We start from the raw sequence: 22,361 nt of genomic DNA, 5'->3' as shown, positions 1-22,361 counted from the left end.
AATTCCATGTCGGGAAGACTGCAAGGCAAGACCGCGCTTGTGACGGCCGCGGGCCAGGGTATCGGCCGCGCCGTGGCCGAAGCGTATGCGCGTGAAGGCGCCGACGTGCTGGCCGTGGACATCAACGCGGAGGCGCTGCGGACGATGTCCGGCTGCCGCACCCAGGTGCTGGACGTGACGGACGGGCGCGCCATCCTGGCGCTGGTGGAAGGCGCGGGCCCGGTCGGTGTGCTGTTCAACGGCGCGGGCTTCGTGCACGCCGGCACCATCCTGGATTGCGATGAAGACGCCTGGGACTTTTCGTTCAACCTGAATGTGCGGTCCATGTATCGCCTGATCCGCGCCTGCCTGCCCGGCATGCTGGCGCGCGGGGCGGGGTCCATCGTCAACATGGCGTCGGTGGCGGGCAGCATAAAAGGGGCGCCGAACCGCTGCGCCTACGGCGCGACCAAGGCGGCGGTGATCGGCTTGACCAAGGCGGTCGCGGCCGACTTCGTGGCCCAGGGCATCCGCTGCAATGCGATCTGCCCGGGCACGGTGGAGTCGCCGTCGCTGCGGCAGCGGATCGAAGCGCAGGCGCAGGCCAGCGGCCAATCCATCGCGGCGGTGGAAGCCGCGTTCACGGCGCGCCAGCCGATGGGCCGTATCGGGCGCACCTCTGAAATCGCCGCGCTGGCGGTGTATCTTGCCAGCGACGAATCCGCCTTCACGACCGGCACCGCCCAGGTGATCGACGGCGGCTGGTCCAACTGAACGCTTACTCCCCACCTGCAACAAGGAACCTGCTATGAAACTGATGCGCTATGGCGCCAAGGGCGCCGAAAAGCCCGGCCTGATCGATGCCCAGGGCAAGGTGCGCGACCTGTCCGGCGTGCTGCCCGACATCACCGCGCAGACGCTGGGGCGCGCCCGCTTGGCCGAACTGCGTGCGCTGGACCCGTCCACGCTGCCGCTGGTGGCCGACCCGGGCCGCGTGGCGCCGCCCTGGAGCGGCATGGGCAAGTTCATCTGCATCGGCTTGAACTACGCCGACCACGCCGCCGAATCCGGTTTGGCCGTGCCGGCCGAACCGGTCATCTTCATGAAGCCCACGTCCGCCGTCGTCGGCCCCAACGACCCCGTCGTACTGCCGCAGGACTCGGTCAAGACCGACTGGGAGGTCGAACTGGGCGTGGTGATCGGTGAGAAGGCGCGTTACGTCAGCGAAGCCGACGCCATGAAGCACGTGGCGGGCTATTGCGTCGTGAACGACGTGTCCGAACGCGAATACCAGATCGAACGCGGCGGCACGTGGGACAAGGGCAAGGGCTGCGACACCTTCGGCCCCATCGGCCCGTGGCTGGCCACCGCCGACGAGGTCCCGAACCCGCAAGACCTGGAGATGTGGCTGGAGGTGAACGGCAAGCGCTACCAGAACGGCAGCACGCGCACGATGGTGTTCGGCGTGGCGCAGCTGGTGGCCTACGTCAGCCGCTTCATGACGCTGTATCCGGGCGACCTGATCAGCACCGGCACGCCGCCGGGCGTGGGCATGGGCCAGAAGCCCGCGCCCGTCTACCTGAAGGCCGGCGACGAGATCAAGCTGGGCATCGCCGGCCTGGGCGAACAGCGCCAGCGCGTCCATGCCTGGGATCCTGCTTTGATCGACGGGTGAACGCCCGGTAGTCCGTACCCCTTACTTTCCGGAGTCCTCATGTCCCAGAACGACACGGCAGTGATACGCATCCACCCGGCGGACAACGTCGTGATCGCCAGGCGCCAGCTGGTCAGCGGCACGCGGCTGGAAAGCGAAGGGGTGACGGTGCTGGGCCTGGTGCCGCCCGGGCACAAGGTGGCCGTGCGCGCCATCGCGGCGGGCCAGCCGGTGCGCCGCTACAACCAGATCATCGGCGTGGCGCGGCAGGATATCGCGCCCGGCCAGCACGTGCACACGCAGAACCTGGAGTTCTCCGAGTTCGAGCGCGACTACGCGGTGGGGCAGGGCGCGCACGCCACGGACTACGTGGCGCAACCGGCCACCTTCGACGGCATCGTGCGCGCCGACGGCCGCGTGGCCACGCGCAACTACATCGGCATCCTGACCAGCGTGAACTGTTCGGCCACGGTGGCGCGCGCCATCGCCGACCATTTCCGCCGAGACATCCACCCGGAAGCGCTGGCGTCCTGTCCGGGCGTGGACGGCGTGGTGGCGCTGACCCACGGCGCGGGCTGCGCCACCGGCAGCGAAGGCGAACCGTTGCGGGTGCTTCGGCGCACGCTGGGCGGCTATGCGCGCCATGCCAATTTCGGCGGGCTGATGGTGGTGGGCCTGGGGTGCGAGACCAACCAGATCGGCGGCCTGATGGAGCAAGAGGGCCTGCGCGAAAGCGGCCTGCTGCACACCTTCAACATCCAGGACACGGGCGGCACGCGCAAGACGGTGGCGCGCGGCATCGAGCTGGTCGAACGCATGCTTGAGCAAGCCAATCAGGTGCGCCGCCAGCCTGTGGCGGCCAGCCATCTGACCGTGGGGCTGCAATGCGGCGGATCGGACGGCTATTCGGGCATCAGCGCCAACCCGGCGCTGGGGGCGGCGGTGGACTTGCTGGTGCGCCACGGCGGCACGGCGATTCTGTCGGAAACGCCCGAGATCTATGGCGGTGAACACCTGCTGACGCGCCGGGCCGAAACGCCGGCCGTGGCCGACAAGCTGCTGGCCCGCGTGCGCTGGTGGGAAGACTACTGCGCCCGCAACGACGCGGAAATGGACAACAACCCGTCGGCCGGCAACAAGGCGGGCGGCTTGACCACCATTCTGGAAAAATCGCTGGGCGCGATCGCCAAGAGCGGCACCACCAACCTGACCGACGTATTCGAATACGCCGAGCCCGTGCGCACGCGAGGGCTGGTGTTCATGGACACGCCGGGCTACGACCCCGTGTCGGCCACCGGGCAGGTGGCGGGCGGCGCGAACCTGATCTGCTTCACCACGGGGCGCGGCTCGGCCTACGGCTGCGCGCCCGCGCCGTCCCTGAAGCTGTCGACCAACACGGCGCTGTGGCAGCGCCAGTCGGACGACATCGACATCAATTGCGGCGAGGTCGTGGACGGGGCGCAAAGCGTGGCGCAAATGGGCGAGCGGATCTTCCAGCTGATGCTGCAGACGGCGTCGGGCCGGCGCACGCGCAGCGAAGAACATGGCTACGGCCAGAACGAATTCGTGCCGTGGGCGTTGGGCGCGGTGATGTAGCGGCGGCGGCATGGCGGGCGTTCGCGTTGCATTTAGTCACTGTCCCGGTGTCGAAGAAATCGGCGTCAACGGATATCCTCATCCGCGCGCCGACTGGCCGGTCATCCGACAGGTGCATGGCGCCTTACGCCATTGGTCAACCATGCTTGAACGTTTGAATACGGAGTCGTTGCCGCGCCTGCCCGCAGACGTGGAAAAACCCATCTATGACCGCAGCCGCCTGACGCCCGGCATCGTGCATCTGGGGCTGGGCGCCTTTCACCGCGCGCATCAGGCGGTGATGACGGACCTGGCGATGCAGGCCAGCGGAGACCTCAGCTGGGGCATCCTGGGAGTCTCGTTGCGCAGCGCGGCCACGCGCGACGCGCTGACGCCGCAAGACGGGCTGTACACGCTGGCCCTGCGCGACGACGGGCCCGACGGCGAGGCTCGCGAGCAATTGCGCGTGGTGGGCTCGGTGCTGCGGGTGATGGTGGCGGCCGAAGACCCCAACGCGGTGCTGGAGCGCATCGCCTATCCGCAAACGCGGATCGTCAGCCTGACCGTCACGGAAAAGGGCTATAGCCACGAACCGGCCACCGGCCATCTGCGCTGGGACGACCCCGACATCCTGCACGATCTTGAAAACCCGCACCGTCCGCGCAGCACGATCGGCATGCTGGTGTACGGGCTGGCGTTGCGGCGTGAACGCGGCCTGCCGCCCGTCACGCTCCTGTCCTGCGACAACCTGCGCGGCAACGGCGACATCTTGCGCAGCCTGGTGCTGGCCTTCGCCTTGCGGGTCGATGTGGGGCTGACGGATTGGATCGACACCCATTGCACCTTCCCGAATTCGATGGTCGACCGCATCGTGCCGGGCACCGACGACCACGACCGGCAGCGGATCGCCGAACGCCTGGGCGTGCAGGACGCATGGCCTGTCGTCGGCGAACCCTATATGAACTGGGTCATCGAAGACAAATTCGCAGCGGGCCGGCCTGCCTGGGACAGCCACGGCGGCGCGACGTTCGTGCGCAATGCCGCGCCCTACGAGCGGCTGAAGCTGCGCATGGTGAACGGCCCGCATTCCACCCTCGCGTATCTGGGTGCGTTGCTGGGCCACCGGACGATCAGCCAATCGGTGCAGACGCCTGCCCTGCGCGCCTTCGTCGACGCCATGATGCAGCAGGAGATCGGGCCCACGCTGAAGGGCATCCCGGAGAGCGGATTGGAAGAGTACCGGGGCCGCTTCCTGGCGCGCATCGCCAACCCGGCGCTGCCCCACCCGACTTCGCAAGTGGCCATGGACGGATCGCAGAAGGTTCCGCAGCGCCTGCTGGACACGATCCGCGACCGCTTGCGCACGGGCGATGATATCCAGCGCCTGACGTTGGCAGTCGCGGCGTGGCTGCACTATCTGAGCGGCGAAGACGAGGCGGGCGGCCGCTACAGGATCCAGGACCCGATGGCGGCGCGACTGGCCAAGCTGCTGTCGCGCGCCGAAGTCGCCGCCCGCGCATCCGCCCCGTCGCAATCCGCCCATCGCCGCGCGATGGTGCTGTCGGGATTCAAGCCGGTGTTCGGCGATCTGGGCCGCGCGTCCGAGTTCGTCTCGGCGCTGGCCACGCATCTGGAAACCCTGCGTCAGCATGGCGTGATCCACGCCGTGGAGGCCGCTACCTGAGGAGTGCCGCATGAGTCCGCAATGCCGAGTGGATGCCGTTGAATGGGAACGCTGGGGCCAGGACTGCCTGCGCGTCCAGGGCTTCTCGGAAGAGGATGCGCGACGCCTGGCGGAAAGCCTGGCGCGGACGAGCTTGTGGGGCATCGATTCCCATGGCATCGCACGCTTGCCGCACTACCTGAACCGCGTGGCGCATGGCTCCATCCTGGCGCGCCCCGACATCCGCATCGAACGCACCGGCGCAGGCACGGCGCAGGTGCATGGCGGGCAGGGGCAGGGCATCGTGGTGGCGCACCGCGCCAACGCGCTGGCGATGGAACTGGCCCGCGAGGCCGGCATCGGCGCGGTGGGCGTCAGCGACTCGTCGCATTGCGGCGCGATCGGCCTGTACAGCCGCGCGGCCGCGGCGCAGGGCCTCATCGGCATCGCGTTCACGCATAGCGACTCGATCGCCGCGCCGCACGGCGGCCATCAGCCGTTCTTCGGCACCAATCCCATTTCACTTGCGTTCCCGCGCGCGGGCGGCGAGCCCCTGTGCCTGGACATGGCCTCCACGGCCATTCCCTGGAACCGCGTCATGAACGCCCGGCGCGACGGCGTGGCGCTGCCGCCCGGCGTGGCGCTGGATGCGCAAGGGCGCGGCAGCACCGACGCGCAAGAGGTCCGAGCGTTGCGCCCCTTGGGCGGCGAGGGCTATGGCTACAAGGGCTATGGCCTGGCGATGATGATCGAACTGCTGTGCGGGCCGCTGAACGGCAATCCCTTCGGGCCGCATATTTCGCCGATGTACGACGCGCTGGAACGTCCGCGCGAGCTGGGCGCGTTCTTCATCGTGATCGATCCCCTGCGGTTCGCCGGCGGCGCGGCGTTGGCGGGCGTGGTCGCCGGGATGGCGGCGGAGCTGGCCCAGGCGCCGGGCGCGCCGCGCATGCCGGGCGATCCGGAGGCGGCCGCGCTGGCAGAGCGCGGGCAGCACGGCATTCCCGTACCGCCGGCGCTATGGGACGAGATGGCGGACTGGAGCGCGCGCCTGGACGTGGCGCTGCCCGTGCGCCGGGCCTAGCTGGAAGCACCTCGCCGGCCGCACCTCGCCGGTCGCACCTAGCCGGCCGCACCTCGCCGGTCGCACCTAAACCCCCAGATATTGCAGCAGCCGTGGTTCATCGTCCAGGAAGGCCTGCGACGAGCCGGTCCAGGCCACGCGGCCCTTTTCGACGATGGCGTGATGGTCCGCCGTGGCCAGCAGCGGCTCCAGGTTCTTGTCGATGCACAGCACCGCCAGACCGGTCTGCTTCAGCGTGTCCAGCGCGGACCAGATCTCTTCGCGCACCACGGGCGCCAGGCCTTCGGTGGCCTCGTCCAGGATCAGCAGGCGGGGGTTGGTCAAGAGCGCGCGGCCGATCGCCAGCATCTGCTGTTCGCCGCCCGACAGGTGGCTGCCCAGGTGGCGGGCGCGTTCGGACAGGCGGGGAAACAACGCGTACACCCGGTCCAGCGTCCAGGGCTGCGCCGCGCCCTGCCGGTTGTGGGCGGTGGCGACCAGGTTCTCGCGCACCGACAGGTTGGGGAAAACGTGCCGCCCTTCCGGCACCAGCCCGATGCCGCATTGCGCCACCTTGTACGACGGCAGCCGGCTGATGTCGCGGCCGTCGAAGACGATGCTGCCCTGGGTGGCGGCGTTCAGTCCCATCACCGCTTTCACGGTCGTGGATTTGCCCATGCCGTTGCGGCCCAGCAAGGTCACGAATTCGCCTGGCCCGATATCCAGGTCGATGCCGAACAGCGCCTGGCTGGCGCCGTAATGCGCGGTCACGCCCCGCAACGACAGCAGGGCGCTCATGCGGGCACCGCCGGAACTTGCGCGCTGCCTGCGCGCCGGCTGCCGCGCTCGCTGCCCAGATAGCATTCGCGCACCTGGGGGTTGTTGCGGATGTCGTCCGCCGTGCCGCACGCGAGCGCGCGGCCGTAGACCAGGACCGTGATGCGGTCTGACAACGCGAAGACGGCTTGCATGTCGTGTTCCACCAGCAGAATCGTGTAGTGCCCGCGCAGTTGCAGCAGCAGGCGCGTCATGGCTTCGGATTCGTGCTGGCTCATGCCGGCCATCGGTTCGTCCAGCAACAGCAGGGACGGCTGGCACGCCAACACCATCGCCAATTCCAATTGCCGCAGTTCGCCGTGCGCCAGTTCGCCCGCCGGCGTCCGGGCGCGGGCGGACAGGCCGACAAGCGCCAATGCGTCCTGTGCGGGCCCGGTCAGCGCGGCGGTGGACAACACGGGGCGCCAGAATCGGAAGCTGTGCCCGCGCCGCGCCTGCACCGCCATCACCACGTTCTCCAGCGCCGTGAACGGCTTGAAGACCGACGTGATCTGGTAGGAACGGGCCAGGCCGCGGCGCACGCGCTTTTCGACCGGCATGCGGGTGATGTCCCGGCCGTCCAGCAGCACGCGGCCGCCGTCGGGCCGCAGTTCGCCGCAGAGCTGGCCGATCAACGTGGTCTTGCCCGCGCCGTTCGGCCCGATCACGGCATGCAGTTCGCCGGCGTGCACGTCCAGCGACAGGTCGTCGGTGACCGTCAGCCCGCCATAGCGCTTCAGCAGGTTTTCGACGCGCAGCGCGCTCATAGCGGTTCTCCGGAAGGCTGGCGCAGCGGCCGCGTCGGGCGCCGGCACCAGGGCGTGTCGCGCAGGCTGCCGTACACGCCGCGCCGCGACACCAGCACCACGCCGACGATCAGCAGGCCCATGATCAGCATCCAATGCCCGGTCAGCAGCTTCAAGCCCTCTTCCAGCAGCAGAAAGGCCAGCGCGCCCACGACGGGGCCGAACAGCGTGCCGATGCCGCCCAGCACGACCATCACGATCAATTCGCCCGATGTGGTCCAGGCCAGGTAGGACGGCGATACGTACATCGTCAGGTTGGCAAGCAGCACGCCGGCCACGCCGCAGATCATCGCGGACATCACATAGGCGGCCAGCCGGTAGCGCAGGGTCGGGAACCCCAGCGCGCGCATCCGGCGTTCGTTGGCCTGGCAACCGCGCAAGGCCATGCCGAACGGCGCATGGACCAGGCGATGCATCAGCCACAGCACGGCCAGCATCACGCCGAAAGCCGTGTAGTACAGCGCCAGCGGCGTATCCAGCCGGAACGCGCCGAAGTCGCTGCCCGCGAACAGCGACATGCCGTCGTCGCCGCCAAATCCATCCAGCCCCGTCGCCAGGAAATAGAACATCTGCGCGAACGCCAGCGTGATCATGATGAAGGCGATGCCCGAGGTGCGCATCACCACGTAGCCGCTGACAAGCCCCACCACCGCGCAGGCGCCCAGCGCGCCCGCCAGATGCAGCCAGCCGTTTTCGATGCCGTAGTGCGACATCACGCCGACGGCATACGCACCCAGCCCCAGGTACAGCGCATGGCCGAAGCTGACCATGCCGCCGTACCCCAGCAGCAGGTTCAGGGCCAGCGCGGCGACACCGTAGACGAGCACCCGGCCGAACAGCGCCAGCAGGAACGGTTCGCCCTGCCAGTGGGCGTAGGCGGGCACCAGGGCCAGCATCAGCAGCAGGGCGCCGGCGACCAGGGTGCGAAGAGTAAGCCTGTGCATGGTGGTCCCCCCTTATCCGTGCTTGACGGGAAACAGGCCCTGCGGCCGCAAGGCCAGCACCAGCGCCATCACCACGTAGATCAGCATCGACGCGATGGCCGGGCCGGCCGCGTTGGCGGCGGCCGGGGGCAGCGCGGCGCGCAGCAGCGTCGGCAGCAGCGCGCGGCCCAGCGTGTCGATCAGCCCCACCATCAACGCGGCCAGGAAGGCGCCGCGCACCGAGCCGATGCCACCGATCACGATCACCACCAGCGTCAGGATCAGGATCGGTTCGCCCATGCCGGTCTGCGCGGACAGGATGGGCCCCGCCATCAGTCCCGCCACGCCCGCCAGCACCGCGCCCAGCACGAACAGCAGCGTGTTCAGCCGCGCGATGTTCACGCCCAGCGCGCCCACCATCATGCGATCGGTGGAGCCGGCGCGGATCAGCATGCCCAGCCGCGTGCGGTGGATCAGCACATAGCATCCCGCCGCCACCAGCAAGCCCACCACGATGATGAGGAAGCGGTACAGCGGATACGTCACGCCCAGGATGTCGATCGTGCCGGAGAGCCAGGACGGCAGCCCCATGCTGATGGGTGCAGGCCCCCAGATGATGCGGGTCAGTTCGTTGAAGAACAGGATGAAGCCGAACGTCGCCAGCACCTGGTCCAGGTGTTCGCGCGGATACAGGCGCGCCAGCGCGATGCGGTCCAGCAGCAGGCCCAGCGCCGCCATGCCCGCGACCACGGCGGCCGCGGCCAGCAGGAACGATCCGGTATGGCGGAACACGGTGGCGGCGATGAAGGCGCCCATCATGTAAAGCGAACCGTGCGCCAGGTTGATGAAGTTCATGATGCCGAACACCAGCGTCAGGCCGGCCGCCAGCAGGAACAGCAGGATGCCAAGCTGCAGGCCGTTCAAGGCCTGCACGAGCAGCAGCGTCGTGGACATGGGAATCACCTCTTGCCGGCGGCCGCGACGGATGTGTTGGCCGCCCGCCTTACTTCATGGCGCACTGGGCGGCGTACTGGTCGGCGACTTTGGACAGGTCCGGGAAGATGGGGCCCTTGTTCACGAAAGCCACCTTGCCGTCCGCGCCCGCTTCCACGTCGGCGCGGAAGAATCCGGCCACCGGGAAGTGGTTTTGCTGATAGCGGAATTCGCCGCGCACGGATTGGAAATCGGCGGCTTCCAGGGCCTTGCGCAACGCGTCCTTGTCGTCGGTCTTGCCGCCCGTCTTCTTCAACGCCGAGCCGATCAGCTGGGCGGCGTCGAAGGACTGCGCCGCGTAGCTGGAAGGTTCACGGCCGTACTTCTGGCGGAACGCCGCGGCAAAGGCCTTGTTGGCGGCGTTGTCCAGGTCGGGCGAATACGGCACGTTGGTCACGGCACCCAGCGCGTCCTTCTGCAGCGCAGGCAGGGTCGCGCCGTCGATGGTGTCCACCGACAGCAGCGGGATCTTGCCGAAGAGGCCGGCCTGGCGGTATTGCTTGATGAAGTTCACGCCCATGCCGCCGGGGAAGAACACGTAGGCGGCGTCCGGTTTGGCGTCGGCTAGCGCGGCCAGCTCCACGGAGTAGTCCGGCTGGTTCACCTGGGTGAAGACTTCGTTGGCCACTTCGCCTTTGTAGAAGCGCTTGAAACCGGCCATGGCGTCCTTGCCCGCCTGGTAGTTGGGCGCCAGCAGGTAGACCTTCTTGAATCCCATCTGGTTGGCCATTTCGCCGCTGCCTTCGTGGCGCTGCGTGTTGTTCCAGGACGTGGAGAAGAAATAGGGCGAACAGTCCTTGCCCGCCAGATTGGTGGGGCCGGCGTTGGAACCTACCAGGAACACGCCCGCCGTCGTCACGGGGCGCACCACGGCCAGCATCACGTTGGAATACACCACGCCGGTGATGATCGGCACCTTGTCGCTCTGCACCAGTTTGCGCGCGGCCTGCACGCCGATTTCAGGCTTGAACTGGTCGTCTTCCTTGATGACCTGCACGGCGACGCCGCCCAGCTTGCCGCCGCCTTGTTCCACGGCCAGCATGAAGCCGTCCAATTGATCCTGGCCCAGCACGGAGCCCGGGCCGGTCAGCGTGGTCAGCAGGCCGATTTTCACGTCGGCCATCGCGGTGGCCGATAAGGCCAATCCCATGACCGCGGCAGCGGCCAGCGTGGAGGTGCGTTTCATGGTGCTTTCCCTTGAGTCGCCGTGTGGCACGGTCGTGTTGTCGTAAGTGGCGCGCAGCGGGCTACGCGTTCAAGCCAAAGAACGTCATCGTGTTGCGCAGCAGGATCTTCTGCTGCACCGTGGGGCTCAGGTCGGCGTGCGCGACCAGGCGGCCCACTTCCTGTTCGCCCAGCGGATAGGGGTAGTCGGAGCCCAGCAGCACGCGGTCTTCACCCATCACATCGACCAGCAGGCGCAGCGCGCGCGGGTCGAACACCGCGCTGTCGGTATAGAAGCGGTCGGTGTAGGACGACGGCAGTTGCGGGCAGTCTTCGCGGATGATGTCGCGGTGGCGCCAGGCGTTGTCCACGCGGCCCAGCAGATAGGCGAAACTGCCGCCGCCATGCGCGAAGCACAGCTTCAGGCTGCGGGGGATGCGTTCGAATGCGCCGGACAAGATCAGCGACAGGATGCCCAGCTGCGTTTCGGCGGGCATGGCCACCAGCCACGGCAGCATCCATTTCTTCATGCGGCCGTCGGTCATCATGTCCCAGGGATGCACCAGCACCGGGATGTCGTGGCCGGCGCAATGGATCAGGAACTGCACCAGGGTGTCGTCGTCCAGGTCTCGGGGGCCGACGTGGTTGCCGATCTGCACGCCCAGGTGGCCGGCGGCGCGTGCGCGCGACGCCTCCTTGCACGCCAGGTCCAGGTCTTGCAGCGGCACTTGCGCCAGGGCCTTCAGGCGCGACGGCGCATGGGCGCAATGCTCAAGCGCCAAGTCGTTCATGCGGGCCGCCCAATCGGCGGCCGCCTGGCCGGGATAGGTGTAGCCGAACATGATGGGCGTGGCGCACAGGATCTGCACGTCCACGCCGTGGCGGTCCATCTGCGCGATGCGCAGCGCCGGGTCCCACAGCGTCGCGTCGACGGGCCGGAACGGCCGGTCGCCGGCCATGATCTGGCCCGTGGATCCATCGCCGTCGGGCCGCAGCCACGGCGCGTTGACGGGGTCCAGCGCAGCCGCTTCCTGCCGCGTGATCGGCGGAAAGAAGTGGGCGTGCATGTCGATTTTCTGAATCATGGAACAGGCCCTAGGCGGGGGTGGCTTGCGGCGAAGGCGCGTGGCCCTTGCCGGGATGGATGTCACCGCAACCGGGGCAGGTGCGTTTTTCGGTGCTGGCGTAGAAGCTCTGGAACAAGGGCGGCAGGTCGGTGACGATGCTTTTCAACTGCACTTCGACGCGATGCACGAGATGGCCGCAATGCGGGCAATACCATTCGAAGCCGTCGACAAGGCCCAAGGGGCGCTGGCGTTCGATGACCAGACAGGCGCTGTCGGTTTCGGGGCGTTGCGGCGAGTGCCTGACGTGCGGGGGAAGCAGGAAGATGTCGCCTTCCTTCAAATCGACGCGTTCGGGTTTTCCGTCCACCCAGAGGGATAGCCAGGCGTTGCCTTTGATCTGGTAGAAGAACTCTTCCAGCGGGTCGTCGTGATAGTCGGTGCGGTGGTTCGGGCCGCCGACGACGGTGACGATGAAGTCCGCGTCCTGCCAGATCTGCTGGTTGCCGACCGGGGGCTTCAGAAGATGCGCATGGTCTTGGATCCAGCGCTGGAAATTCAACGGCGGGCCGTAGGCGGGCATGAGGGTCTCCGGGGAGGGCGTTGTTGATGCAGTCTAGGCGGGGGGAGGGGGGCTGCATAATAGAAATTGTCGGGGTGGATATGCGGGTTATCTATCGCGGGGTTTCCCTGATTGGGGGCGTTGGTTCGTAAGACGCGCGGCAATCTGCCGTCAGCGGGGGAGCGGTGTGCTTGGGGTGCTCGCCGCGGGCGGGTGGTGCGCGGCAGGCCGGGCAGAAGGACGCGGTTGTTCTTCGCGCGCAACCCATCATCGCGGCAAGGTAGGCGGTGCGCGATGTATTACGGCCGTTGTGCCGTGATGGTTTTCAGGTAGTCCACCAGGCGTTGGCACGCGGGCGTCAACGGGCGGTCGGCGCGGATGGAGTAGCCGACGTCGCCGAAGTCGCCGAAGACGTCGGTGGGCAGGCGGGCCAGCAGGCCCATCGAGAGGAATTGGGCGGCGGCGTCGTAGGGGATCAGGGCCAGGGCGTCGCTGTGCATGAGGATGCCGATGTTGGTCAGCAGCGACAGGGATTCGACGTGGCGGGCGGGCAGGCGCAGGCCGGCGTCGAAGAAGGTGCGTTCAACGGAGGCGCGCAGCGGCGAGGTGGGGGCGGGCAGGATCCAGATGTGGTCGATCAGGTCGGGCAGCGCCACCGCGGGCGCGTTGGCCATCGGGTGCTGGGCGCCGACCACCAGGCACAGCGATTCGCGGTAGAGCTTGTGGTGGTCGACGGCCACGCCCGAGATCGAGGCCATGTCGGCGCCGGGCAGGCGGCCCACGACGATGTCGACGTCGCCGGTGGCCAGTGCGGGCAATAGTTGGGCCGACGGGCCTTCGCGCACCGTCACCTGGATGCCGGGGTGCTCGGTCATCATGCGCGCGATGGCTTCGGGCAGCAGCTTGGCGGACGCGGCGATCAGCGTGCCCACCACGACGTGGCCGCTGGCGCCGCCCAGCACCGCGTCGATGTCGTCGGCCATGTACCGGACTTCGGCCATCATGGCGTGGACCCGGCGGCCCAGCACCAGGGCCAGTTCGGTGGGCGTGACGCCCCGGTTCGACCGTTCGAACAGCGTGGCGCCGAAGAAGGCTTCCAGGTCGTGGATGGCCTTGGTGACGGTGGGCTGGGTCAGGTGCAGTTCGCTGGCCGCGCGCGATAGCGAACGGCGCGTCAGCACGCGTTCGAAGATCTGCAGTTGGTGCAGCTTCAGCTTGTGGCTGAGCGCGTTGGGCGTGATGCGGAAGTTCGACATGCGCGGGCCGGCCCGCGCGGTGCGGCGCAGGCCGTCATCCTGTTCCCTGTGTGAACGCGAAACGCCGTCGCCCATCATCTGCCCGCCACGCAGCCGGGGCTAGCGCGCAAGCGGCTTGTAGGCGACCGCCTTGATCTCAATCAGCAATTGCGGGTGCGGCAGCTGATGCACCGCGACGGTGGTGCGCGCCGGGCCATCGGCGTCGAAGAACTCGCCATAGACTTGATTGTATCCACCGAAGTCGTTCATGTTGACCAGGAAAGTACTGATCTCGACCACATCGGCCAGCGTGGCGCCGGCGGTCGCGAGGATGTCGCCGATGTTCTCGATGACGGCGCGCGTCTGCACGCGGATGTCCAGCGTGGCGGTGCCCATGGCGTCGACCTCGGCGCCCGCGATGCGGTTGTCGGGCAGGCGTGAGCTGGTGCCGGAGACGAACAGGAAGTCGCCCGCGCGCTTGATGTGGGGGTACTTGCCGCGCGGCGTGGCTTTGCCGGCGACGACGGTGGCGCTGACGTTGGGCTGGGTCATCGTGCGTTCCTTGGTGGGCGGAGTCAGAGTTTGATGCAGACGTTGGTGGGTTCAGTATAGAAATGCAGCGAGTGGCGGCCGCCTTCGCGGCCGATGCCGGACAGCCCGCTGCCGCCGAACGGCGTGCGCAGGTCGCGCAGGAACCAGCAGTTCACCCAGGCCAGGCCGACCTTCATGGCCTGCGCCACGCGGTGCCCGCGGGTCAGGTTCTGCGTCCAGACCGCGGCGGCCAGGCCGTAGCGCGTGTCGTTGGCCAGGCGGATGGCTTCGTCCTCGGTATCGAACGGCGCCACATGGCAGACCGGGCCGAACACTTCTTCCTTGATGCAGCGCGCGTCTTCTTTCAGGCCGGTCCAGATGGTGGGCTGCACGTAGGCGCCGGCGTCGCGGACGTCGCCGAACACCGGCACGCCGCCGCCCGCCACCACGGTAGCGCCTTCTTCGCGCGCCAGCGCAAAGTAGGACAGCACTTTTTCGCGGTGCTCGCGCGACACCAGCGGGCCCATTTCGGTGGCCGGATCCAGCGGCCAGCCGATGCGCATGTCGCGCGCGCGCGCCGCCAGCGCGGCCACGAAACGTTCGTAGATGGGGCGTTCCACATAGACGCGTTCGGTGCACAGGCAGACTTGCCCGCAATTGGCGAAGGCCGATCGCGTCACGCCGTCGACGGCGGCGTCGAAGTCGGCGTCCGCGAACACCAGCGCGGCGTTCTTGCCGCCCAGTTCGAACGACACCGGCTTCACGCCCGGCGCTACGGCACGCATGATGGTCGCGCCGGTCGCGGATTCGCCGGTGAAGGTGATGCCGTCGATGTCCGGATGCGTGGTCAGGAATTCGCCTGCGGAATCCGGCCCGAAACCATGCGTCAGGTTCAGCACGCCGGCGGGCAGTCCCGCTTGGTCAGCGACTTCGGCCAGCAGCGTGGCGGTGCTGGGCGTGACTTCCGATGGCTTCATGACCACCGTGTTGCCGAACGCCAGCGCGGGCGCCACCTTCCAGGTCAAGAGCAGCAGCGGCAGGTTCCAGGGCGAGATCACGCCCACTACGCCCAGCGGCTTGCGGTAGGCGTAGTTCAGCGCCTGCCGGCCGTCCGGCGTGTCCGTCATGTAGCTTTCCATGTCCAGCGTGCGGGCCAGTTCCGCAAAGGCGCGGAAGTTGGCGGCGCCGCGCGGAATGTCGATCTTGCCGGCCCAGCCGACCGGCTTGCCGGTGTCGCCGATCTCGGCCTGCAGGAAGTCGTCGAACCGCCGGGTGATGCCGTCGGCCAGCGCCAGCAGATGGTCCGTGCGCGCTTCGACGGACAACCCGGCCCAGGCCGGCAGCGCCCGGTGCGCGGCGGCGATCGCGCGGTTCACCTGGTCACGGCTGGCTTCATGGACTTGCGCGATGCGTTGCCCGTCCACCGGGCTGTGCTTGTCGAAGGTGGACACGCCGTCTTCAAAGCGGCCGTCGATGTAGTTGCGCAGTTGGCGGATCGTCACGATCGAGCCCCTTGGATGGTGTTCGGAGGATGGATTAAAAATACGTATACGTACTATATTTCCGGATAATAGCCAGCGCCTGCCGCCAAGTCAATGCGCATTTGCGAGGGAGCCTGCGCCTACAATCTCCAGGCACAACCCATGGAAGCCCGATGACCGCCACCGCCCGTCCCGCTGGGTCCCCACCCCGCGACCTGCAAGCATTCGACCTGACCCAGGTCGCCTCGCACCTGCTGCGCCGCGCGCATTTCCGGGCTGAAGCGCTGTTTGCGCAGGCCTTTCCGGACGAAGACCTGACGCCGCGCCAGAAGGCCTTGCTGATCACCGTGTATCAGAATCCCGGCGCCACGCAGAATCGCATCGCCGAGCTGATCGCGCTGGACCGCAATTCCTTTGCCGAAATGATGGCGCGCATGACGGCGAAGGGCTATGTGCGCCGCACGCGTTCGATAGAGGATGGCCGCGCCTACGCGCTGGAGATCACGGACGAGGGCGTGGCGCTGCTGGCGCGCATCCTGCCGCAGGATGCCGATGTGGAGGCCCAGGTGTTGGCGCCCATTCCGCCGGAACTGCGGCCCGTGTTCTTGAAGTGCCTGCGCTTGATGGCGGGGCTGGAGCCGCAGGGGCCGGCTTGAGGCCCGATCAGGCGTCGGGTGCCGGAGGGGATTGCCCCGGCGTGGGGGGCGATGGCGGGGCATCCGCATCAGGTTCGGCGGCCTTGCCGAAACGCAGCGCGAATTGCCGCGTGAACACGGCGCCAAAGAAGAAGATCTGCGCGGAATAGTAGATCCACAGCAGCAGGGCGATCAGCGAACCGGCCGCGCCGTAGGCGGATACCGCCGCGCCGCGGCTCAGATAGACGCCGATCCCCCACTTGCCCACCAGGAACAGCGCGGCCGTCACGATGGCGCCGGGAATGACGTCCTTCCAGGAGATCTTCGCGCTGGGCAACAGCTTGAAGATCACGGCGAACAGCGCCACCACCACCGAAAATGAAAACAGGCTGGACAGCCAGTCCGCCACCGTCGCGAAGGTGGACGCCATCCACAGGTCGCCGTAGAACTTGCGCGCGGCGCCCAGGCCGGCATTCACGGTCAGTGAAATCAGCAGGAACAGCGCCAGCACCAGCACCAGGCCGAACGACAGCATGCGGCTGCGCACCATGCCGTGGATGCCGCCTTTCTGGTTGGGGGGCACTTCCCACAAGTCGTCCAGGCTGGCCTTCAATTCGGCAAACGCCGTCGTGGCGCTGAAGATCAGCACAAAAATCGAAATCAGCGCGGCAATCCAGCCGCCGCCCGATTCATGGGCACTGGCCAGCACGGTCTGGATGACCTCGGCGCCGCGTTCACCCGTCAGGTCCCGCAGGGACGAGAAAAGCTCGGAGCGCACCGCGTCTTCGCCAAAGAACGCGCCCGCCACCGCGATCACCAGGATCAGCATGGGGGCCAGCGAGAACACCATGTACAACGCCAGCGCCGCGCCCTTGCTGGATGCGCGATGGCTCGACCATTGGTTGGCGGAATCCATCAGCAATCCGCCGATTTCGGACGGACGCAGGGCTCGCAGGCTCTGAGGAAGGCGCATGGGTCTGGGCTCGGTCTGTAGAGCCTTTATTGTAGGGACGCATGCGCCGGGGCGAAACCCACAGTTTGTGCGCAAACGTGTTCGGGCCGGACAAGGGGAAAAGGACAATGGGCCGTCGGGGCCTTTGACGAAAGGCCGGCACAAAAAGAAAAACCCCCGGGGCGAAGGTCCGGGGGTTTCTCGGGATACTGCGTTCCCCGGCTAGATGCCGGGGGAGGCCTTGCAGGGGAAGCGGGACTTAGAAGTCCATGCCGCCCATGCCGCCCATGCCACCCGGCATGGCCGGGGCAGCGGGCTTGTCTTCGGCCAGTTCCACAACGGCGGCTTCAGCCGTCAGCAGCAGGCTGGCGACGGAGGCAGCGTTTTGCAGGGCGGTGCGGGTCACCTTGGTGGGATCCAGAACGCCTTGCTCGACCAGGTCGGTGTACTCGCCGGTCGCAGCGTTGTAGCCGTAGTTGCCCTTGCCTTGCAGCACGTTGCTGACCACGACGCTGGCTTCTTCGCCGGCGTTCGTGACGATGGTGCGCAGCGGTTCTTCCACAGCACGCAGGATCAGCTTGATACCGGCGTTCTGGTCAGGCGTGTCGCCCTTCAGGTCAGCGATGGCTTGCTTGGCGCGCAGCAGTGCAACACCGCCGCCAGCCACAACGCCTTCTTCCACTGCAGCGCGGGTAGCGTGCAGGGCGTCTTCGACGCGAGCCTTCTTTTCCTTCATTTCGACTTCGGTGGCAGCGCCAACGCGAATCACGGCAACGCCGCCGGCCAGCTTGGCCACGCGTTCTTGCAGCTTTTCACGGTCGTAGTCGGACGTGGCTTCTTCGATCTGGATACGGACTTGCTTGACGCGAGCCTCGATCGACTTGCTGTCGCCAGCGCCGTCGATGATCGTCGTGTTTTCCTTGCCCACTTCGATGCGCTTGGCTTGGCCCAGTTCAGCCAGACCGGCCTTTTCCAGCGACATGCCGGTTTCTTCGGAGATCACCGTGCCGCCCGTCAGGATGGCGATGTCTTCCAGCATGGCCTTGCGGCGGTCGCCGAAGCCCGGAGCCTTGACGGCGGTGGTCTTCAGGATGCCACGGATGTTGTTCACAACCAGGGTGGCCAGCGCTTCGCCTTCGACGTCTTCCGCGATGATCAGCAGGGGACGGCTCGACTTGGCGACTTGCTCCAGCACGGGCAGCAGATCACGGATGTTGCTGATCTTCTTGTCGAAAATCAGGACAAACGGGTCTTCCAGCACGGCAACTTGCTTTTCCGGGCTGTTGATGAAGTAGGGCGACAGGTAGCCGCGGTCGAATTGCATGCCTTCGACGACGTCCAGCTCGTTTTCCAGCGACTTGCCGTCTTCGACGGTGATGACGCCTTCCTTGCCGACCTTGTCCATCGCGTCAGCGATGATCTGGCCGATGGAGGCATCGCTGTTGGCCGAGATCGAACCGACTTGAGCGATTTCCTTGCTGGTCGTGACCGGCTTGGATTGCTTCTTCAGTTCAGCCACGGCGGCGGCGACAGCCTTGTCGATGCCGCGCTTCAGGTCGATCGGGTTGAAACCGGCGGCAACGTACTTCAGGCCTTCCATGACGATGGCTTGAGCCAGCACGGTGGCGGTCGTGGTGCCGTCACCGGCGTTGTCGGAGGTCTTGGAAGCAACGTCCTTGACCAGTTGTGCGCCGATGTTTTCGAACTTGTCCTTCAGTTCGATTTCCTTGGCGACGGACACGCCGTCCTTGGTCACCGTCGGGGCGCCGAACGAGCGCTCCAGCACGACGTTGCGACCCTTGGGGCCCAGGGTGGTTTTGACAGCGTTGGCGAGAACATTCACGCCGCGGACGATACGCACGCGGGCGTCGTCACCGAACAATACTTGCTTGGCAGCCATTTCTTAGCTTCCTTCGAAAATTCGTTTGAGGCGGGGTTTACAGAACCACGGCGAGGATTTCGTCCTCGCGGATGACGAGCAGTTCTTCGCCATCAACCTTCACGGACTGGCCGGCGTACTTGCCGAACAGAACCTTGTCGCCAGCCTTCAGATCGACCGGCAGAATCTTGCCTTCTTCGGTCTTCTTGCCGGGGCCGACGGCCACGACTTCGCCTTGATCAGGCTTTTCAGCAGCGCTGTCGGGGATGACGATGCCCGAGGCAGTCTTGCGCTCGTTTTCGAGGCGTTTGACGATCACGCGATCGCCCAGGGGACGCAAGGCCATGTGGAACTCCTGTTTACTTGAAAAAAGTGAATGATCGGTTAGCCCCGGGAGGGCTGTTAGCACTCACCGGTGTCGAGTGCTAATTATAGGGATGATGTTCCAGGCTTCAAGGGGGGGAGGCCGGGCTGTTACATATTTGACGGGGAGAGCCTGTCGTTGGAGCGCACGTCGATGACGGGAGGTGTCGAGGGAGGTGTCGAACGCCACTCAACTTGGGATTTGCGTCATCCAGGTTGAGATTAAACAAAATGTGTCAATCCAAAGCTGGCCTGCCATCAACCGCCATAGCATTGCGCGTAAGTAAAGTCGACCAGGCGCTTGTCTGAGGCATCCTGTGGCGTGGACGGCTCTACCTGGAAATGCCCGAACATATCGTCGTTGCAGATCCTCACGTTCTTGCGCTGCGTACCTTCCTGCAATACGCAGGAGCCGCCAAAACTGTGATTACTTCCAGCGACGCCAACCGGTAGATCAATCAGCCGGCTACAACCGATGATTCGGCCGTTTTGCTTCTGATGCACCAACGATTGGTTGAACGATTCAACACGGGAGTTGGGATCACGAATCGGCACAACATTAACGCATTCGCCACTAACGGTTTGGTTGCCCGGCAGCTTGCAGTCTGAGTACACCTCGCCATCGGCAATATGTGCCTCATTCCGCGCCAGCATGGCGATGCGGGTTGTGTATGCTTGCTGCAGGCAGGCGCTGTCTTGACAAATGTCACGAGCGTATTTAATCCAGTTGCGCTGTTCTTTAGCCAACGCTTTCTTGCCATAGGCATCGGTTGCGGCTAGTGCTGTTTCATAGGCCCCTTGCAATTTTCCATCCAGCGCGGATGTCTCGGCATCGCTACAGATCAACCTTTCCGGAGTGCCCACGGCCTTGTTGCAATCAAAACTAGCGGCTTGGGCGCCAGTCCATAGCGTTGCAAGGCCCAGCGTAAAAAGAAGCTTCAGCGCAGGTGTAAACCGTATCTTCAGTGCGTCAGCGGGTGGGCGTGTTGAATGCGGCTGGGTCATGATCCTATCTTCTCAAGTTGTATGTCGATGATGTCTTGCGTAGAGCACAACACATCACCCTCGTGACACGTCAAATCAGCTTAACCGGTAATCCCCCCATTTTTAGCTGTTGCGGGGGGATTACCATCCAGTTTGGGAATCGAGAATTTCCGATATGCAAGCACTGGTGCAGTCTCCTGCCGGATTGCGCCTCTGGAGGTCCAATTTCGTGTGTCACGCTTAGGGTGATGTCGCGTTAAGCCGGCCGTCATCGGCGTAGCGCGTGAGCGCCTGCTACTGGTTCAAAGCATACGACAGCCAAAAGTTGCACAACCTCTCGACAAACGGGAAAATCGACCACTTGGTCCACCAAGTCCGTGGCCGCAGACTATTCAGGAGTGAAGGACGTGCACAACCCCGTTTTCGCGGCAATACCGACCGGAATCATGGAAGGCCGGTGCCGGCAAAGCGCTCAAGGCAAACACGCGATCCTGCATGCTGTAATCGGCGCGGTTCTCGCCAGCTCTCCTCTCCTGCAGATCGAAGCCGCCCATGCCGCCGGCTTCGACTGCAAGGCCGCGAAAACTCATGTCGAACATCTAATCTGCGCCGAACCATCACTGTCCACGCTGGACGATCAGGTGAAGGAGCTTTACGACAAGATTCAGGCCGAAACCGCTGGCAGTGACGGTGAAACCGGTGAATGGCGCGATCCTGTAGCGAAAGAGCAGACGCAATGGCGCACCACCGTGCGCGACCGTTGCCCCGACGCCGCCTGCCTGAAATCCGCCTATGTGGACCGCATCGCTGCCATGAAAAAGAACTGGGCAGAGGCGCTGGGCCCCACAGGCAAGTAATACGCGAAGCCCTCAGGGGTGGTCGAATTTTGCTATTTAAAAGCATCCTGTCGGCGCCGAAGTAAAAGTGAGCCACCATGTGTCCGATCGCCGGTTCGATGGCGCTGCAGTGATCTCACCAGGCCGAAAGCGAAGCCGCAGGGCTGCTATTGATATGAAACATCGAGGTAACTCCGAATGAAAGGAGGCCTCATCGTGCAGTCACGACCGCGGGCGCGACCAAATAAAAAAGCCGATTGGCTCGAAAGCCAACCGGCGTCGTACAGCGGGGGCAACCCACCGTAGCGGTAAAACTAATGTTCCGTGGTCGCGCCCGGACCACTTCCCTTCCCGTGTCACGGTTGAGTCATCTGGCTGAGCTAGCCTGCTGTCCGGCGTAGCCCTGTCCGGGCGTCCGCCGGCCCCATTCCATTTCCCGATGTCCATATCGCGCAATGATAGATACCCCGGCACCGCTCAGTGTGTTGGCGCTGGTTGGCGTGTGTCTCCTGTGTTTGGGGATGCCCGTCCTGGCGGGCGGCGCCGCGTCTGCGTCCGCCGCGTCGCCGGACCGCTTGCGCGGCGAGCGCTATGAATTCGCATTGCCGGCGCAGCCGCTGGGCGACAGCCTGGAGGCCATCGGGCATCTTGCCGGCGTGGCGGTGCTGGTCGACGAGCGCCATGCGCGGCAACGCGCGCCGGCGCTGTCCGGCCGCCATACGGTCATGGAGGCGCTGCGCCGGCTGCTGGACGGATCGGGGCTGCGCATTCGCCAGACGGACGGCAAAGCCATCGTGGTCTATGCGCCGGCCGCAGACGGGACGGCCCGGCAGTCCGGGAGTGGCGCTGCCCCGCTGAAAGCAGAAGACATTCCGGGCGCGCGTGCCGGCGGCGCGGATTTCAGCGGTTATATCGGCCGGCTGCAGAAGGCCATTTTGCGCACGCTTTGCGGCAATGCGACCGTGCAGCCGGGTGGCTATCGCCTGGCGCTGCAACTGCGGCTGGATGACGTCGGGCATGTGGCGCGGATGCGCCTGCTGGACACGACCGGCAGCGATCGGGTGGACATGGCCGTGACGCGCGCCATCAACGGGATGGATGTCGGGACGCCGCCGCCTGCAGGCATGCCGCAGCCCGTATCGGTATTGCTGCTGCCTGGCGGCACGCATTGCGCGGCCCCGCGCCGGCCGGCGGAGTGACCGC

At 66.1% G+C, this 22,361-nt stretch carries 22 protein-coding genes; 8 read left to right on the top strand and 14 right to left on the bottom strand.

The genetic code is table 11. The features are described from left to right. Nucleotides 1-6: 6 nt before the first annotated feature. The 5 genes from A9973_RS11520 to A9973_RS11500 all read left to right on the top strand — a co-directional run bounded on the left by A9973_RS11520 (nucleotide 7) and on the right by A9973_RS11500 (nucleotide 5,955). A complete protein-coding gene (locus tag A9973_RS11520; RefSeq protein WP_183013909.1) occupies nucleotides 7-753 on the top strand; it encodes an SDR family oxidoreductase in 747 nt (248 codons plus the stop codon). A 34-nt stretch (nucleotides 754-787) separates the two neighbouring features. Continuing rightward, nucleotides 788-1,654: a fumarylacetoacetate hydrolase family protein gene (locus A9973_RS11515; protein WP_183013908.1), complete on the top strand. Its 867-nt coding sequence runs from the start codon at nucleotides 788-790 to the stop codon at nucleotides 1,652-1,654. A 39-nt stretch (nucleotides 1,655-1,693) separates the two neighbouring features. Then, entirely contained in the window at nucleotides 1,694-3,229 is a 1,536-nt protein-coding gene (locus A9973_RS11510; protein ID WP_183013907.1) for a UxaA family hydrolase, read from the top strand. A gap of 142 nt (nucleotides 3,230-3,371) precedes the next feature. After that, nucleotides 3,372-4,892, top strand: coding sequence for a mannitol dehydrogenase family protein (locus A9973_RS11505; protein ID WP_183013906.1), 1,521 nt, complete (start codon nucleotides 3,372-3,374; stop codon nucleotides 4,890-4,892). 10 nt (nucleotides 4,893-4,902) lie between these two features. After that, nucleotides 4,903-5,955, top strand: a complete 1,053-nt coding sequence (locus tag A9973_RS11500; RefSeq protein WP_183013905.1) for an Ldh family oxidoreductase — start codon at nucleotides 4,903-4,905, stop codon at nucleotides 5,953-5,955. 66 nt (nucleotides 5,956-6,021) lie between these two features. Here the strand turns inward: A9973_RS11500 and A9973_RS11495 are convergent, their stop codons facing one another. From A9973_RS11495 to A9973_RS11450, 10 genes are all read right to left on the bottom strand, one after another. Next, a complete protein-coding gene (locus A9973_RS11495) occupies nucleotides 6,022-6,732 on the bottom strand; it encodes an ABC transporter ATP-binding protein (protein WP_183013904.1) in 711 nt (236 codons plus the stop codon). Beyond that, nucleotides 6,729-7,517, bottom strand: a complete 789-nt coding sequence (locus A9973_RS11490) for an ABC transporter ATP-binding protein (protein WP_183013903.1) — start codon at nucleotides 7,515-7,517, stop codon at nucleotides 6,729-6,731. The genes A9973_RS11495 and A9973_RS11490 overlap by 4 nt, the downstream gene beginning before the upstream one ends. Next, the gene (locus tag A9973_RS11485; RefSeq protein WP_183013902.1) at nucleotides 7,514-8,500 is read right to left on the bottom strand and encodes a branched-chain amino acid ABC transporter permease; all 987 of its coding nucleotides are present in this window, start codon (nucleotides 8,498-8,500) and stop codon (nucleotides 7,514-7,516) included. The genes A9973_RS11490 and A9973_RS11485 overlap by 4 nt, the downstream gene beginning before the upstream one ends. 12 nt (nucleotides 8,501-8,512) lie before the next feature. After that, nucleotides 8,513-9,433, bottom strand: a complete 921-nt coding sequence (locus A9973_RS11480) for a branched-chain amino acid ABC transporter permease (RefSeq protein ID WP_183013901.1) — start codon at nucleotides 9,431-9,433, stop codon at nucleotides 8,513-8,515. A gap of 49 nt (nucleotides 9,434-9,482) precedes the next feature. Then, on the bottom strand, nucleotides 9,483-10,658 hold the full coding sequence (locus tag A9973_RS11475) for an ABC transporter substrate-binding protein (RefSeq protein WP_183013900.1): 1,176 nt from the start codon (nucleotides 10,656-10,658) through the stop codon (nucleotides 9,483-9,485). Nucleotides 10,659-10,719: 61 nt separating this feature from the next. Next, nucleotides 10,720-11,721: an amidohydrolase family protein gene (locus A9973_RS11470; RefSeq protein ID WP_183013899.1), complete on the bottom strand. Its 1,002-nt coding sequence runs from the start codon at nucleotides 11,719-11,721 to the stop codon at nucleotides 10,720-10,722. Nucleotides 11,722-11,731: 10 nt separating this feature from the next. Next, nucleotides 11,732-12,283 carry a 3-hydroxyanthranilate 3,4-dioxygenase gene (locus tag A9973_RS11465; protein ID WP_183013898.1) on the bottom strand — a complete coding sequence of 184 codons (552 nt, stop codon included), beginning with the start codon at nucleotides 12,281-12,283 and terminating at the stop codon, nucleotides 11,732-11,734. 278 nt (nucleotides 12,284-12,561) lie between these two features. Beyond that, complete coding sequence (locus tag A9973_RS11460; RefSeq protein ID WP_183013958.1) at nucleotides 12,562-13,593, bottom strand: LysR substrate-binding domain-containing protein; 1,032 nt, start codon at nucleotides 13,591-13,593, stop codon at nucleotides 12,562-12,564. 24 nt (nucleotides 13,594-13,617) lie between these two features. Further along, on the bottom strand, nucleotides 13,618-14,049 hold the full coding sequence (locus A9973_RS11455; protein ID WP_183013897.1) for a RidA family protein: 432 nt from the start codon (nucleotides 14,047-14,049) through the stop codon (nucleotides 13,618-13,620). A gap of 23 nt (nucleotides 14,050-14,072) precedes the next feature. Beyond that, nucleotides 14,073-15,530, bottom strand: coding sequence for a 2-hydroxymuconic semialdehyde dehydrogenase (locus A9973_RS11450; RefSeq protein WP_183013896.1), 1,458 nt, complete (start codon nucleotides 15,528-15,530; stop codon nucleotides 14,073-14,075). 152 nt (nucleotides 15,531-15,682) lie between these two features. On the opposite strand from A9973_RS11450, the gene A9973_RS11445 reads away from it, so the two are divergent. Next, nucleotides 15,683-16,165, top strand: a complete 483-nt coding sequence (locus tag A9973_RS11445; protein ID WP_183013895.1) for a MarR family winged helix-turn-helix transcriptional regulator — start codon at nucleotides 15,683-15,685, stop codon at nucleotides 16,163-16,165. Between the two features lie 7 nt (nucleotides 16,166-16,172). Here A9973_RS11445 and A9973_RS11440 read toward each other — a convergent pair whose 3' ends face one another. The 4 genes from A9973_RS11440 to A9973_RS11425 all read right to left on the bottom strand — a co-directional run bounded on the left by A9973_RS11440 (nucleotide 16,173) and on the right by A9973_RS11425 (nucleotide 20,343). After that, nucleotides 16,173-17,117: a YihY/virulence factor BrkB family protein gene (locus A9973_RS11440; protein ID WP_255469127.1), complete on the bottom strand. Its 945-nt coding sequence runs from the start codon at nucleotides 17,115-17,117 to the stop codon at nucleotides 16,173-16,175. A 238-nt stretch (nucleotides 17,118-17,355) separates the two neighbouring features. After that, entirely contained in the window at nucleotides 17,356-18,996 is a 1,641-nt protein-coding gene (gene groL, locus A9973_RS11435; protein ID WP_054423092.1) for a chaperonin GroEL, read from the bottom strand. Between the two features lie 37 nt (nucleotides 18,997-19,033). Beyond that, nucleotides 19,034-19,321 carry a co-chaperone GroES gene (groES, locus tag A9973_RS11430; protein ID WP_054423089.1) on the bottom strand — a complete coding sequence of 96 codons (288 nt, stop codon included), beginning with the start codon at nucleotides 19,319-19,321 and terminating at the stop codon, nucleotides 19,034-19,036. A 275-nt stretch (nucleotides 19,322-19,596) separates the two neighbouring features. Continuing rightward, the gene (locus A9973_RS11425; RefSeq protein WP_255469126.1) at nucleotides 19,597-20,343 is read right to left on the bottom strand and encodes a lysozyme inhibitor LprI family protein; all 747 of its coding nucleotides are present in this window, start codon (nucleotides 20,341-20,343) and stop codon (nucleotides 19,597-19,599) included. 386 nt (nucleotides 20,344-20,729) lie between these two features. Between A9973_RS11425 and A9973_RS11420 the strand changes: the two genes are divergently transcribed. After that, complete coding sequence (locus A9973_RS11420; protein WP_370539482.1) at nucleotides 20,730-21,179, top strand: lysozyme inhibitor LprI family protein; 450 nt, start codon at nucleotides 20,730-20,732, stop codon at nucleotides 21,177-21,179. Between the two features lie 500 nt (nucleotides 21,180-21,679). Beyond that, nucleotides 21,680-22,357, top strand: a complete 678-nt coding sequence (locus A9973_RS11415; RefSeq protein ID WP_183013894.1) for an STN domain-containing protein — start codon at nucleotides 21,680-21,682, stop codon at nucleotides 22,355-22,357. Nucleotides 22,358-22,361: the final 4 nt, after the last annotated feature.

The organism is Achromobacter sp. UMC46 (assembly GCF_014170335.1).
Taxonomy (GTDB): Bacteria; Pseudomonadota; Gammaproteobacteria; order Burkholderiales; family Burkholderiaceae_B; genus Achromobacter.
Note: the sequence above shows the minus strand (reverse complement) of the source record. Positions and strands in the feature narration are given on the sequence as shown.